Annotated in this window: 9 protein-coding genes; 4 read left to right on the forward strand and 5 right to left on the reverse strand. The window is 66.5% G+C overall.

All coding sequences use genetic code 11. The features are described from left to right. Positions 1-1,766 precede the first annotated feature (1,766 nt). The 3 genes from ACIQWG_RS37750 to ACIQWG_RS37760 all read left to right on the forward strand — a co-directional run bounded on the left by ACIQWG_RS37750 (position 1,767) and on the right by ACIQWG_RS37760 (position 3,883). Entirely contained in the window at positions 1,767-2,369 is a 603-nt protein-coding gene (locus ACIQWG_RS37750; protein ID WP_404104664.1) for a replication/maintenance protein RepL, read from the forward strand. A gap of 18 nt (positions 2,370-2,387) precedes the next feature. After that, complete coding sequence (locus ACIQWG_RS37755; protein WP_404104667.1) at positions 2,388-2,786, forward strand: hypothetical protein; 399 nt, start codon at positions 2,388-2,390, stop codon at positions 2,784-2,786. A 179-nt stretch (positions 2,787-2,965) separates the two neighbouring features. Further along, positions 2,966-3,883: a hypothetical protein gene (locus ACIQWG_RS37760; RefSeq protein ID WP_404104670.1), complete on the forward strand. Its 918-nt coding sequence runs from the start codon at positions 2,966-2,968 to the stop codon at positions 3,881-3,883. 86 nt (positions 3,884-3,969) lie between these two features. On the opposite strand, the gene ACIQWG_RS37765 is transcribed toward ACIQWG_RS37760, so the two are convergent. From ACIQWG_RS37765 to ACIQWG_RS37775, 3 genes are read right to left on the reverse strand one after another with little or no spacing between them, the layout of a single operon-like run. Next, positions 3,970-5,901, reverse strand: a complete 1,932-nt coding sequence (locus tag ACIQWG_RS37765) for a hypothetical protein (protein ID WP_404104673.1) — start codon at positions 5,899-5,901, stop codon at positions 3,970-3,972. After that, positions 5,898-6,461, reverse strand: coding sequence for a hypothetical protein (locus ACIQWG_RS37770; RefSeq protein WP_404104676.1), 564 nt, complete (start codon positions 6,459-6,461; stop codon positions 5,898-5,900). Before ACIQWG_RS37770 ends, ACIQWG_RS37765 begins: the two co-directional genes overlap by 4 nt. After that, positions 6,448-7,629, reverse strand: a complete 1,182-nt coding sequence (locus ACIQWG_RS37775; protein WP_404104678.1) for a dsDNA nuclease domain-containing protein — start codon at positions 7,627-7,629, stop codon at positions 6,448-6,450. Before ACIQWG_RS37775 ends, ACIQWG_RS37770 begins: the two co-directional genes overlap by 14 nt. Before the next feature lie 346 nt (positions 7,630-7,975). Here ACIQWG_RS37775 and ACIQWG_RS37780 point away from each other — a divergent pair, with 346 nt between their 5' ends. Continuing rightward, positions 7,976-9,229: a helix-turn-helix domain-containing protein gene (locus ACIQWG_RS37780; protein ID WP_404104681.1), complete on the forward strand. Its 1,254-nt coding sequence runs from the start codon at positions 7,976-7,978 to the stop codon at positions 9,227-9,229. A 219-nt stretch (positions 9,230-9,448) separates the two neighbouring features. Here ACIQWG_RS37780 and ACIQWG_RS37785 read toward each other — a convergent pair whose 3' ends face one another. After that, a complete protein-coding gene (locus ACIQWG_RS37785; protein ID WP_404104683.1) occupies positions 9,449-10,021 on the reverse strand; it encodes a hypothetical protein in 573 nt (190 codons plus the stop codon). Further along, positions 10,021-12,555 carry a DnaB-like helicase C-terminal domain-containing protein gene (locus ACIQWG_RS37790; protein ID WP_404104686.1) on the reverse strand — a complete coding sequence of 845 codons (2,535 nt, stop codon included), beginning with the start codon at positions 12,553-12,555 and terminating at the stop codon, positions 10,021-10,023. Before ACIQWG_RS37790 ends, ACIQWG_RS37785 begins: the two co-directional genes overlap by 1 nt. Between the last annotated feature and the right edge of the window lie 568 nt (positions 12,556-13,123).

Below are 13,123 nucleotides of genomic sequence, written 5' to 3' on the forward strand. Positions count from 1 at the left end.
CCGCTTCGCTCTGCCTCCGGCAGCCGAATACTCGCTTCGCTCGTTTCGCGCGTCCCCGCGCGAATTGCCCGCCTCCGGCGGGGAGTTGGGAAATTGGCCTCCGGCCATTTCCCAACTTGCGTGCCTCCGGCACGGAAGGCGGGGAATGGTTTGTGCCTCCGGCACAAATTTATGGTGCTGAATTATTTTATGGCAGTGGGGTGTTCGGGTTCGAGTTGAGGGAGTATCAGGGGTGTTGTCGGTAGGGGTGTTTGGGGAATCTCCGATTCCCTTCGAGGGTACGGGAATTGACGGGTATTCCGTGGTGGAAAGTATTCCACGGAATACCCGTGTGCGACAGGGAGTCGGGCCCCCCTCCGGGGCTCCTCCTCCCTGTCGCCCGATGAGGGTTGGCTGGAGTGCCTCCGGCACAACCAGCCGCAAAGGAGTCAGGCAGAGCGAAGAGAACAGGGCCGAGAAGCGCGTCAGACGAGCTGGCGCAGGCCCGCCCCAGGTCGAGGCCCTTCCCCAGCGAGCACGTACCCCTGGGCCCCCGCTTCACGGCAGCACAGCTACATCCCTGACAGACCCATTCCCGCGCTCCGCCCCGCGAAGGCCGGCTAGTAGGCCGGGGACATGCTTCCAACTGGCTTGGAATTGAGGTTAGTTGACTGTTTGCGAGGTGATGTGGGCTCCATCTGCGATGAGGTGCTTCTTTAAGTAAGAGCTCTGAGCGAAAAGGCCCTCTGACCTGCGGCTTTACAGAACCCAATGTCGGTGGCCACCGACATTGGGTTGTCCTGAGTGTCAGTCAGTACCTACATTCAGTCTTGAAACTTGCGACTGTGCGCAACTCTCGGCAGAAACATGCGAATAGTCGCAAGGTTTGCCTCTCGATGCGTGAGGCCAGCGGATGGAGGGGCGGTACTTCCGCCATCGCCGCGAACCGACGGCTGCCACCTCGGAGCTCCGGAACGGCGCCCGGGCAGGCAGGGGGCCATATATGCGTCACTTACCACTGATCGTGACCGAGCGTAAGTAAACCCCGACATTGGAGCGTTGATGCGCTCTGCGTCTAAGAAATCGTTCATTCGGTGATCTGTATCGATCATCCTGCGGTGCCGGTGCGCCACTCTCGTGCGACGCGCTTCTGGCCCCGCACAACCAGGTTTAGCGTCCTTCATTGCTCGCCCCAGAGGAACGGGGGGTGCCCCGGCAGGCGCCCCCCGTTAAACCCTCGCTCACCCGACCAGGGCGATGCAGAAGGACTAAGTCATGGAACCACAACGCTGGAATGGCGGATGGCGCTTCGAGTGGAAACGCCCCAGCCTTGCCGACGCCCTCGCCGCGGGAAGCCTCTTCTACCTCCTCCACGATGCCTCGGCTGTTCATGAACTGACGGCCGCCGGCGTGGGCCTAGCCCTCCGCTGTGTCCGATGGATCCGAGTAGGCGAGTAGCCACTGGCGCCGCTACGCGGCCCCTGTCTATGGCATCCGGTGTGGAGTCGGCGGCGGACCTCACACCGGATGCCCGGCCTCCCTCACGGCTCGGCACACCAAGATTGCTCGCCGCGAACAACAACGCCGCGCTGCGCAACGGCAGTTCCGGAGCCCGCCGACATCCCCAAGCTGGGGGCCCGGCCGCTCCCTCCGCACTGATTCAGCGAAGTGTCGGCGGCCACCGACACAAACTTGCGGCGATCAGCAACTCTCCGGCGCGTAACATGCGGATGCTCGCAAGTTTTGCCGTACAGTGCCGATCATCTGTACGCGAAAGGATCATCTACATGGACGCAGCAGCCGAGAGCTTGCGCGCCTGGCGGGCAAGCCCTCGCTCCCAGCCGCCCAAGCCCTCCAAGCCCATGCGGGCAGTCCAGGCCGACGATGGCGGCGCGGACCTCGCTCGCCAGATTGCGGAGCAGTTCGGCAAGGGCCCCGTCCACGAGGTGAAGGCCGTCGTCTATCGTCGGCCTCCGCACGACATGCTCGGCGAGGCCGGCTATTCCCTCGTCAGCAACTACTTCCTGCGCCGCGTCCTGCCCTACTGCCTGATGCACAACATCATCAGCAAGCTTCAGGCAGCCATCCTGTCCAACCTCATCGGCAGGCAGAAGAAGGGCAAGATCGAGTGCACGCACGCCGAGATCGCCACCGAGCTGGGCGTGAAGCGCACCAGCATCGGCCACGCCCTGGACGCCCTGTGCGAGAAGAACCTCATCCGTAAGGTCAAGAGGTCCTCCTACCAGCTCAACCCCCGCGTCGCGTATAACGGGAACGGTCAGGAGCAGCGCGACTTCCTGACCGAGCTCCGTGCCCTCGCGCTCGACTCCAAGTTCCCCGACGAACTCGCTCCCGAGCTCACCCTGTTCTCCAGGACCGAGCTCGGCTGACCGAAGGGATCCCTCGCCATGCTTCTCAACACCACGGGCCTGCTGGGCATGCTCTACCAGCTCCAGCTGACTCCCACGGCGATCGATGTCCTGTCAGTGATGGCCGAGCGCCAGCAGTCCGGCGGCGCGGTCGGCATGAAGCAAGCGGAGATCGACGAGATCCTCGGCGTCGGCCAGGCCTCGATGAGCCGCGCGATGGGCCTCCTCGTCGAACGCGGTGTGGTGCTGCGCTCCGGAGGCGGCCGCGGGCACCGGTACGCCCTCAACCCCGCGGTGGCCGGCTACGAGTCGCAGCACGAGCTGGAGAGGGCGATGACCGAGCAGCTCGCCGTCGGCGGGCCGCCTCCGATCCGGGTGCCCGGCTACGCCAAGCGGCCTCCCAAGCCTGGCAAGGGCGGACTGATGTCCGTCGCCTGACCACCCCCAGACGCAGCGAGGCCCCGGCGGGATTGCCGGGGCCTTCTGCACCTGTACGCGTATGCGTTCAGCATCAGTATGCCCTCTCCGCAGCCGTGCACGCATCTGGTCGCCCACGACGCTCGCCCGGCGCTTAGACCCCCAACGCTCTCCGTCTGCGAAGAAGTGAGACTGCGCCAATGGCCATACCGCGCCCCTTAACGACCTTGCGTCGCTTTCGGATGAGGCAGGCGGACTCGTATGTCAGAGCCATGCAAAGCGATTTATGCGATGCCGGATATAGCTGGGTTGCACTGCCTCTTCATATTCGTTCTGCTCTTCAGTCCTATCATCTATGGCGCGGAATCGCCCTGTTTCAGTTCGGCTGCCGCATTATGCTGGCCTATTGCCTAACAATCATGATCCTGGCGAGTGTGGCTGAAGCGGCCGTGAGGTCGCCCACGATTGTGGTGCTTTTCTTTCTCTCTATCTACGGCATAATGTGTTCCTTCAGTGCTCCGTCACAGATGCGGCGAAGTCAGTTGGTGGCTGAATGCGCTGCAGCAATCCATGTCGTCGCTGGAGCAGCGAAAGCGAGTGGCCGTGACCGGCCCGATGCTGTGCGGCAGGTCTCCGTGGCAATGAGGACCGTAGAACGTGCCATCTTCAGGGCAGGCCGGTCTCACCAGACCGTGCCACGCGGCCGATGGTTTCGGCATGCACTACTACGGCGCCACGCCGAAAGAGTCGTCGCCACACTGCGGGCCGCCGAGACAGAGTTGGACGGGCCCCGGCCAGACGCGGCTCTCGAGAATCTCACCGGGCTGCTGTTGCGCATCGCCGCCAACAGTGCGGCCGGCCGCACTGGCGTGCTGCTGCCCGACAGCCTGACCGAGAACCACAAGGATGAACGCGTCCGGAACACCGAACTACTGCGAATAGCCGGTGTTGTGCTCATGATTCTTGCCGCCGCGAGCGGCGTGGTGGCGCTGAAGGTACCCGACATAGCAGCCGTGACCATCATCGCGGGCGTCGGCGTCCTCTCTGCCATCGCCCTCCTCGGCAGCGGTTGGACGAAGGCGGTCTCCGTCATCGAACTCCTTAAGGGCGGGCCCTGAGGAGTCTGCGGTGCCCCGGCTTGTTCGCGCCTGGCGGGCAGGCGCCGCCTCGCTCGTGAAGGCCCAGGAGCAGCTGCTCGATGGGCTCACACGGAATCGTTTGCTACACCGTCCCGGCCGGTCTCCTCGCTGCCCTGGGATCCATCGCCCGACGATTCTGTTGGTACGAGACGATCTGTATCCGACAGCTCCAGGGCGCGGTGGATGCCGTCAATGGGTGGCGAATCGTTGTCTGTGACGATGATCTGGAGCCGGTCCATGTGTTCGGTGGCGGTGTCCAGCAGGGTGGCGTACATCTTTCGCAGCCGTTCCAGATCGATTCCCTCGTGCCCGACGTTGCTACTGATGCCGTCGATGATCAGCAGGTTGGGCAGGGGCATGGAGTCGTCGTGGAGCGCTACCTGCTGGTGTGCGAGGACATGGGCGACGTTGACGAGGACCTCGACCCCCTGCGACTGGAGGTCGGAAAAGGAACGCCCGTCGACGACCGGCATGTAGGTATCCCGGTTGATGCGGGAGCCCGGCTGACTGTCGAAGCGGGGAGCGTCGAAGCTGCGGAGGGCGGTTTCGAAGGCTTCGTCGAGGGCGTCCAGACGCGCGTGAAGATCCGGGTTGGTGTGCCGGGCCGCGGCGATGCGATCGTTGAGATCTTCCTGTTCCCGCTCAAGCTCCGCGATCCGTTCACTCTGTCCCTGAAGTCGGTTGTGCAGGGCGAGAGCGTCGCCGATCCGGGCCAGGTGCTCTTCCAGCCGCGCCTGTTCAGCAGCGATGGCACGGATGTGGTCCGCCTGGTCGGTCACGTAGGTGGCCGTGGCGCGGTCGAGCTTCTCCCCAAGAATGGTGCGGCGACGTGTCTGGACGGCTCGGGCAGCCTCCAGCTCGTCAAGGCGACGTTTGCTCCGCTTGATGAGTTCCTCGGTCTCGGTGACCTGCTCGATCACGCGATCTTGCTCGGCGGCGAGCGTGGACGGGGCGGGATCCTGTGGCGGGGTCTCCAGGCACAGCCGGCAGGTGTCCTCGTCGCCCCGCTCGGGAACGCCGGCACCGCAGCGGGGGCAGGTGTGGAATTCGAAGTCGTTCAGCAGCCGCTCGGCGACCAGGGCGCGGGTGAGGCGGCGGCTTTGGGCGATGAGCTGGTCGCGCAGTTCCTCCAGCCGGGCGACGGAGACGGCTTCGGACGCGGCCGCGTCCGACATGCGGGCGAGCTCGGCCTCCACCTCCCCGATCTCCTCGCGCAGCGAGACAGTGGCGGGGCTGGTGACTTCGCGGGCCAGGACCAAGTCGGCCTGGCGGGCCTGGAGCAGCTGCTGCTCGGTCTCCTGCCTCTGGACCTCGAGCTGCGCACGGGAGGCGAACGCAGTCGTCTCCAGGATGCGATCCAGGGTGGTCGCATCTGCGGTCAAGGCGTTGAGCTCGGTTGTAACGGTACGGAGCCGCTCGCGGAGCCCTGCGGCTTCGGGGTCGTAGAGGCCGTAGAGGATCTCGAAGACATACTTGCGCTTGATGTTCTTCTGCGTGTTGTCCGGGGTGCCGAAGACGGAAGTGTCGATCTCCTTCTGCCGCAGGACGCAGTACATCAGGTAGTCGCTGATCGTGACCGGGATGAGCGGGCTGGCTTCGTCCGTAGGAGCGCGGGGAACACGGATGCGGGGCAGCCCGAGCATGCTCAGCCACCAGTCGCGGAAGGTCTGCTCGTAGCCAGCCTGCAACTGGCTGGCCGGCAAGCGCCATACCTCTTGCTCGCCGCCGATCTCGGCAATGTCGACCTTGGCCGTGGACGTGCTGACCAGCTGGCGCACGATTCGGAAGCGGCGCTCACCGACGAGCACGGTGCCGGAGACAGAGCGGCCCCGCAGCTCCGGCACTACGCTCACCTCGGCCCCCAGCAGGGCTCGCAGACAGCCGACGGTGGCCGTCTTACCGCCGCTCATGGAGCCCACGATGGCGTTCATACCGGGCTCGAAGCGTACGGTGCGGCTGGTGTTGACCAGCGTCAACTCTTCAATGCGCAGTCTCACAGGTGAGTCCCCCAGTCCGCCTCGACGATGTCGGGGAACGTCTCGTAGATGAGGTCCTTCAAGGTGGTACCCGTCAGGTTGAAGTAGCGGCGCAGCAGCAAGGCCCGCTCCCGCACGGGGCGCCAGCTCTCGGTATCTGCAAGGGCGCGTGCGACCTCGTGCCCGGCCTGCGTGGTGCGGTAGGTGGCGACGGAGTCCTCGTGCTTGGGCTCGATCAGACCCTTGCCCGTGAGGGCGCCTAGCAGGGCGTAATAGGCGGGGTCCCACGGCCCGTAGCGGTATCGGATCATGCTCTGCTCGATGGCCCCAGTCAGCCAGGGGTCCTCGCCAACGTCTGTGCCGGGCCGCCGCGCGGACATCAGCTTGCGGAAATGCCCGGGATAGCGGAGCAGGAAGTCGAGTTTGGCGAGCTTCATCCGGCCCTCGATGCCCTTGCTCGACTTGGTCTCGGAGAAGACGTCGATCAGCACCAGCAGGCGGGCCTGGGCATCAGCGGAGGGCGGACGGCCGTCAGCGGGCCGGTCCACCGGCGTGGGTGTGGCGGTGTCAGGAGGCGTCACGCGCGTTCCCCCAGTCGAAGCGGCACTCGTCCGACACGGCGCACGCCCGTCCCATCAGAAGGACCCCGTCCTGTGCGTACAGCGGTGCGCGATCGTAGGCGCCCGGGTTGCTCTGTAGTTCGACCTGCAGGGCGTCGAAGATGGCGTTCGCCGGCCGGGGGTTGTCTTCATGGGCGCGACCGACGCGGCGTGCCAGGAAGAGCAGCCGTTGATCGAGGTCCTCATCCACCGCCGGATCGGCGGGCCAGGTGCCGAGCGCGGCTTCGCGAAGCCGGTAGTGGTCGGCGTTGGCCCGCATCATCTGCGCGTCCTGGATGACTTCTCGGGACGCCGCTCCCTGCCGGAGTTTGCGGACCAGGCTGGTCTCGGAGCCGGTCAGCTGCTGAGAGAGATCTTGCAGCAGGACGTGGTCGGGGCGCGTGAGCCGCTGCCGTACGTCGGCGATGACCGCAGCAGAGACACGCTTGCCAAGCACAGCGGCCGGCGGGTTGTCGATGGCGAGCAACTCGGTCCACCGGGCGACGGGGCGGCCCTGCATGGCTTCCCTCGTCCGGCGCAGCAACTCCGTGTAGAGAGCGTCGATCGTCGCCATCGGAAGCCCGGGTCCCAGGTCGGCGAGCACACGCGTGTTGTGCGCTTCGACGCTCTCCCTGCGCACGAAGGACCGCACCCGCACGAGCCCCAGGAACTCGCTCAACCGGTCGTCATCGGCGGCCTTCAGGTGGGAGGCCACTCGCTTTCGGCAGGCTTCCAGATCTCCGCCCTGTCCGCGCGACAAGGCCACCACGAGCGCGTCGGCGGGGTCGAGATGGCCCTCGATGCCAGCGGTCAGCTGGTAGACCTGGCCGGCACCCCGCACCGCGGTGTGGGTGCGCCACAGGCTCTTCAACGGCTTCTTCGCGATCACGTCCGTTAGCGTCCAGGGCTCCACCGCGTCCCGGGTCTTGATCTGCTGGTAGTCCCAGAACAGTCCCCCATCCGGGCAACGGGGGTCCCCCCTGCGAGCGACGACGATGTCCTCGATGTGCTCGCACGTCACGTGCTCAACAGTGCCACCCGCCAGCATCTCCAACACCGCCTGGACCGCGATGTGAACCTGGTACTCGTATCTCCCCAACGTGACCGAGCCCGAGTCATCAGGTGCTTCAATCTCGATCGGATCGGCCATTCGCCCCCCAGCTCGTTACTACCCGAGCACGCAGCGTAAAACGTCTGCGATCTTCCGTCGACGCCGTCGGGCAAGAATCTCCGAAAGCAGGGCAGGTTGGGCAAGGTCGGCGCAGCGCTGCCCGCTTCCCCGGAAAGGTGCCAGCGCCTCCGGACGACCATCGTCGACAGGGATGGCGCCGGAGCACTTCGATGCGGCGAGGGAGAGGCCACGCGGTTCTACGACTTCGGTGTGCTGAGTGCCGTAGTTCCTCACCGAGCTTGCCAAGAGGGCCAGGTGACCATCCTGCTTCGGACGTAGTGGAGGCCCGGTCTGCTGTAGCCGCTCGCTCCCTACACTCTGGCCCATGAGCTTCACAGCACTCCACCGCGCCGTCGGAGCACCACCAGGTCCCCTGACCGATGAGATCCTCGACGCGGCAGTGGCCGCTGGTACGGCGGAGACAAGCGATCTGGATTGGAAGGGTGAGCTGCCACCGGCGAAGGGGCTGACGCAAACGGACTTCCCCAAGGATGTCGCGGCGATGGCGAACAGCGGCGGGGGCCTGATCGTCTATGGCGTGAAGGAGTCGCAGAAAGCAGCGACCAAACGCGTCGATGTCGGCGAGTTCGACGAGAGCTACGAACGATCGCTGCGCAGCGCCGCAATCACCGCCATCTCACCGCCTGTATTCGGTCTGAATGTGCATCGCCTCGAAGCCGAAGGCAAACGGGCCATCATCGTCGAGGTCCCCGCAAGCATCGACGGACCTCACCTGATCTACAGGAACGATTACTTCGGTGCGCCCGTCCGGAACGACTCGGACACCGTGTGGATGAAGGAACGGCAGATCGAAGCCATGTACCGCGCTCGGTTCGAGGAGCGCCGGCACGCGAGCGAGGCCTTGGACGCTCTGTTCGGTGAAGCGTCCGCTGGACGTGACTCCGACAAGCGCGCCTGGCTGATCGCAGTCGCCCATCCTCGCACCCCTGTTATTCGTGAGCGGATGACTCGCGATAGGGCGCGCTACGTGTTGGCGACGACGGAGGCTCTGGCGCTGACCTATGCCGAGAACAGAGGAGTTCATCCGTTGCGTAACGTTGACGTGCACAACCCTCGTCCTGGTCTGCGCCGCTGGGTCGCTGTGAGTATGGCCACGATCGATCGGCCGAGCTGGAGGGAAGCCTGGGTGAGCATCCACCACGACGGCTCGGTCACCCTTGCGGCTGCGGTTGGCGGGCATCGCAAGGCAGTTGACGAATACTTCGAAGGCTGGGAAGTCGAGTCATCCGCCATCGAGTGCGCCATCGCGGATGTCATGGCACTCACCCGCACCACTGCTGAAGCGACTGGAAACGAGGAGTACGACGTTCGTGTTGGGATCGAGTGGTCTGGCCAGGAACCGCTGACGATCCTCACCACGGACAATTTCGGCCATACCTATGGCGGCGCTTCGACTCCACTGCACCGCTTTACGCCGGTTGAAACCACTGTGAACGCGATGGAGTCCGCATCCGACTACCACTGGCACGTTCACGACCTTGCTCAAGACTGCGTAAATCAGGGCGGCATCTCGAATGTGCTCATTATCCGGCCCCCAGCGCGCGACGACCAGCAGTAGCCAGGCAATACCGCCAAGCTTCAACTGCCCGCCGTCCACGCGGCGGCGCCCCGACAGGCTCACCTCTGCCAGGCTGTGCCTGCTGCGGCTGTGTACCCGCGGCTTCAAGTAATCGGCCGTGCGGCGCCGGGCGTTCGCGGCTGCCTCTGCGTGCACGCTGATCAGCTGTAATGCGGGCCGTTCAGAGCTGGTGTTTACGTGCGCGGTCCCTCCGATGTGTTACCTGAGTTCAACGGAGTAGCTGTGTCCGTCGAAGGTCCATCCGTCGGTGCCTTCGCCGATGTCCTGCACGATGACGTCGTCGATGAAGTGGTCCTCGAAGTCGTCGTCGGTGAGCTCGTCGGCCATCCAAAGTGCCTCGATGGCGCTCCAGTCGCCCGATCGGCCGTCGATTCGCAGGGGTGCGGCGGCGCGTGTTCCGCGCTGGCGTCGGTCGCGGCCGGTGGTGACCCAGCCGCTGATCTCGAAGTCGCCGTCCTTGAAACGGTCGGGGATCGGGTCCGCGGGGACGATAGCGACGTTCTCGTAGGCGGTGTGGATGAGGTCGCGGTAGCTGCGGCGGACGTTGTACTCGGGGTCGGACAGCCAGTTGAGCAACGTTTTGACGGTCACGTCGAGGCCGGCTTCTTCCAGGGCCTGGTAGCCGCGGTGGGTTCCGGTGAGCTGGCTGAGCTGGGCGTGCCAGTGCTTGGCGTTGTACGACGACAGCCGGTGGCGGGGGGTGACCTGGGTGCGCAGGAGGTCGTTGAGGGCGGCGCCGAGGGATCCTCCGTGGCCGGTGGGCCCGGCCATCAGTCGTCACCCTCGGGGATGAACTCGCCGGGCTGGATGAACTTGGCCTTGACCTCGCCGAAGCCGGTCCCGATCCGGTACGTGGCCGGCGGGGTGTCGTCGGGTGTCCAGAAGACGGCCGCGTCGACGTTGCGCAGGGCGATGAGTGTGTGTCCTTCCTGGACCGCCTTGAAGGCCGTGGTCCAGTGGCGGACGGAGGCCTCGGCGACCATGCTCATGCGCCAGTCCGGCCGCCAGAACGGGGACTTCTGCTCCTCGCGCTTGGGCCACAGCAGGCGCAGCGCGATCGACAGCCGGGTCTTGTAGGCCTTGTATGGTTCGCCGCCGGCCTGGACGAGTTCGATACGTGCCTGGCGGGCGGCGGCGTAGAAGGGCTTGAACAGGGACTCGTTGGCCTTGCCGGTCCAGGAGTCGTGGATGGCCGGCATCGCGGCGAGGTGGCCGTCGCGGACGAGCCTCTCCAGCTGCTTGATGTGCGGGGTGGTGACCCACACGCGGCCGTGCTCGTCGGGCCGGTCGATGATCCGGCCCAGCGGGTGCGGCATGTCGGTGCGGGGCCACACCGGGATGTCGATGAGGTAGATCCCGGCGCTGGCCTTGTCGAACGCGGCAAGGGGTCCGGTGTGCAACAGCTTGTTCGGGGCCAGCGGAACGGCCGAACACGCGGACGGGTAGCTGCCGTTGCGGTCGATCAGGCACAACACGCCCGCCCCGAAGGAGGCGGGGACATCGAGCTTGTCCCGGCGGACACGCTTGCCGTTGTCCCGGATGTAGGGCACCCGGGAGCTGGCGACATCGGGGTGGACCCAGCGCGGTTCGCCGTCCATGTGCTCACTGATCAGCGGCCACGGACCGCTCTCCCGGTCCTCGATACGGATCACCTTGATCGGGTGCATCTTCGAGCGGCCGACCGCGTCCTTGAGGAGCTTCAGCGCGGGGAACGGTGCGCTGTCCGGCTCGTCCTCCTCATCCCCCGGCCGAATTTCGACGCCTGCTTCTTCCGCGTCGTCTTCGTCGTCCGGGGCAGGGTCAGTCGCCGCGACGGCCTGATCAGCTGCCAACTGCCCGGTACCGGCGGACACGGTGGTGTTGTAGGCGTTCAGCGCGGCGGCGAGGCCGCGCCCCTCGGCGGTCTCCGGCACCGACGGCGGGGCCGCGGCCACCTGGGCCAGGGACGGGCCGAGTTCGGCGAGGGCCGTCTGGTTGCCGCCTGCCAGCGCGGTGCGCAGCGCGGCCAGCACATGCGTGACGGCGGCCGGCAGCCCCTGCTGGGCGCCGGAGGTGTAGGGAAGCGCGGCTTCGGCCAGCTCCCGCTCGATGGCGGTGCCGATGCCCGGCGCGGGCCCGTCACCGGCAGTGCCGGCAACGGGTGCTGCTCCGGCGTCGAGGAAGCGGGCGTGCAGCAGATCAGGGCCAAGATACGCCGAGCCGATCGCGCCGAAGTCCCGCTCCGCGACGGTGACCTGGACCTTGGCCGGATCACCGGTCGGGGCGAGCGTCAGCGTGACGTCGGCGTCCAGGAGACCGAGGAGCGTGGGATCGACGGAGTCCACGACGGCGAGGACCGGCACTTGCAGGGTGCGCGCGAGGGTGGCAAGGGCCTGGGAGGCGTCCGGGAGCCGGTCCCCGGACAGCGGCAGGCGGGCGTTGTGGGCGGCCTGGAGCCGGTCGACGACCACGAGGGCCAGGTCCTCGACGTGCGGGGCGGTCTCCGCAATGGCTTCGGCCGTCAGGTCGCTGCCGTCGTCGATGAGGAGCACGGCAGCCTGCTGGCGGAGCCGTTCGGCGACCTGCTGCTCGTGCTCGGTGAGGCGGCCCTGCTTCAGGCGCGGGTAGTCGCCGCCGGTCTCCGCGGCAAGGATCCTGCGGAAGATGTCGGCCCGGTTCGGCCCCGACGCCGCGTACAACACCTTGCGGCCGTCGACGAGCGCGGTCTTCCTGGCTGCAGCCAAGCCCAGCAGGCTTCCGCCGCCGGCCGGGGGCGCTGCGACGAGCGTCAGCAGCCCCGGCTGCAGCCCGCCTGCCGCAGCATCGAGTCCGGGCAGCCCGAAGGTGGGGCCGCCGACCGGGCCGGAGGCGAGCACGGAACCGATCGTGTCGCCCAGGGTGGCGAGCCTGCGCGGCGCGCTGCTGCGACTCTGAGTGCCTTGACTGTTCACCGCGCCTCCTGCGGGCGCCGCATCGGAGGCTGCGGCCGGATCGGACGAGTGGGACACAGAGTTGGCGTCGACGGGCAGCAGCACCGCGACCGGTGTACGGCTGCGGCGCAGCACCTGCGGCTCGCCGTGCGCGGCCCGCGAGACCAGGTCACCGAAGTCCTTCTGCGCCGCACTGAGGACGTGGGAAGGGAAGGCGCCGGGCTGCCGGGCCGCGGGGAACCGGTCCAGTGGGGCCAGCAGGGCACGGTCGTCCCGCTTGTGGATCAGGGTCGTGACCCCATCCTCCTCGGCGGCCTTCACCAGGGCGTACAGCTCTGCGCGGGCTTCAGTCGCGGACTTCGCGGTCTCGGGCGACTGCTCCTGGCCCTGGCTCACTCATCCTCCAAGCGCGCTCAACTCTCCCCGGATTGTATCGGAGTCCACTGACTCTATGGGCTTACCTCATACATTTTCGTCGACTTATTCACTCACTATTCGAGGCCAATTGTGTTCTGGTCGGTCGGAGGGTTCACGGCTTGGGAGGTTACCGCCACACGATGACACGAGGGCCGGGACATGGCCCGTCCCTCGCCTGCTGGATCAGCCCACGCGGCACGCGTTGCCGCCGCGGTCAGCCCAGCTTCCCGGTGCTGGTTCCTCTTCTACGCGCGCTTCTTCGTAGCCCTGGCGGCGCCCGTCGCGCCCGACCGCAACTGCGGCCCGCCCTACCTCGCGACCTGGGCGAGCAGACTCGCCGAGGACCGGGGGGGCCAGGTACCACGATTTCGACCCGCTGCGGCATCTGCAGCGTCCGATGGTCATGGACGAGATGATGGCGGCCACCATCCCGCCGCACCGCCGACACATCTCCGATGACGCAGCGCCGGCCTCCACCCTGACGTTCCGGCCCCCAACGCCTCGCCCCGGGCGACTACGAGGAGTTCCTGGCGGCGCACCTGCCCGG

The sequence above is a fragment of the Streptomyces sp. NPDC098781 genome (genome assembly GCF_044759995.1).
Lineage (GTDB): Bacteria > Actinomycetota > Actinomycetes > Streptomycetales > Streptomycetaceae > Streptomyces.

Bases quoted from the DNA above. Each gene is read 5' to 3' on its own strand.
- ACIQWG_RS37780 (WP_404104681.1), top strand. From the start codon at position 7,976: ATGAGCTTCACAGCACTCCACCGCGCCGTCGGAGCACCACCAGGTCCC.
- ACIQWG_RS37785 (WP_404104683.1), bottom strand. From the start codon at position 10,021: ATGGCCGGGCCCACCGGCCACGGAGGATCCCTCGGCGCCGCCCTCAAC.
- ACIQWG_RS37755 (WP_404104667.1), top strand. From the start codon at position 2,388: ATGCTTCTCAACACCACGGGCCTGCTGGGCATGCTCTACCAGCTCCAG.
- ACIQWG_RS37760 (WP_404104670.1), top strand. From the start codon at position 2,966: ATGGCCATACCGCGCCCCTTAACGACCTTGCGTCGCTTTCGGATGAGG.
- ACIQWG_RS37750 (WP_404104664.1), top strand. From the start codon at position 1,767: ATGGACGCAGCAGCCGAGAGCTTGCGCGCCTGGCGGGCAAGCCCTCGC.
- ACIQWG_RS37775 (WP_404104678.1), bottom strand. From the start codon at position 7,629: ATGGCCGATCCGATCGAGATTGAAGCACCTGATGACTCGGGCTCGGTC.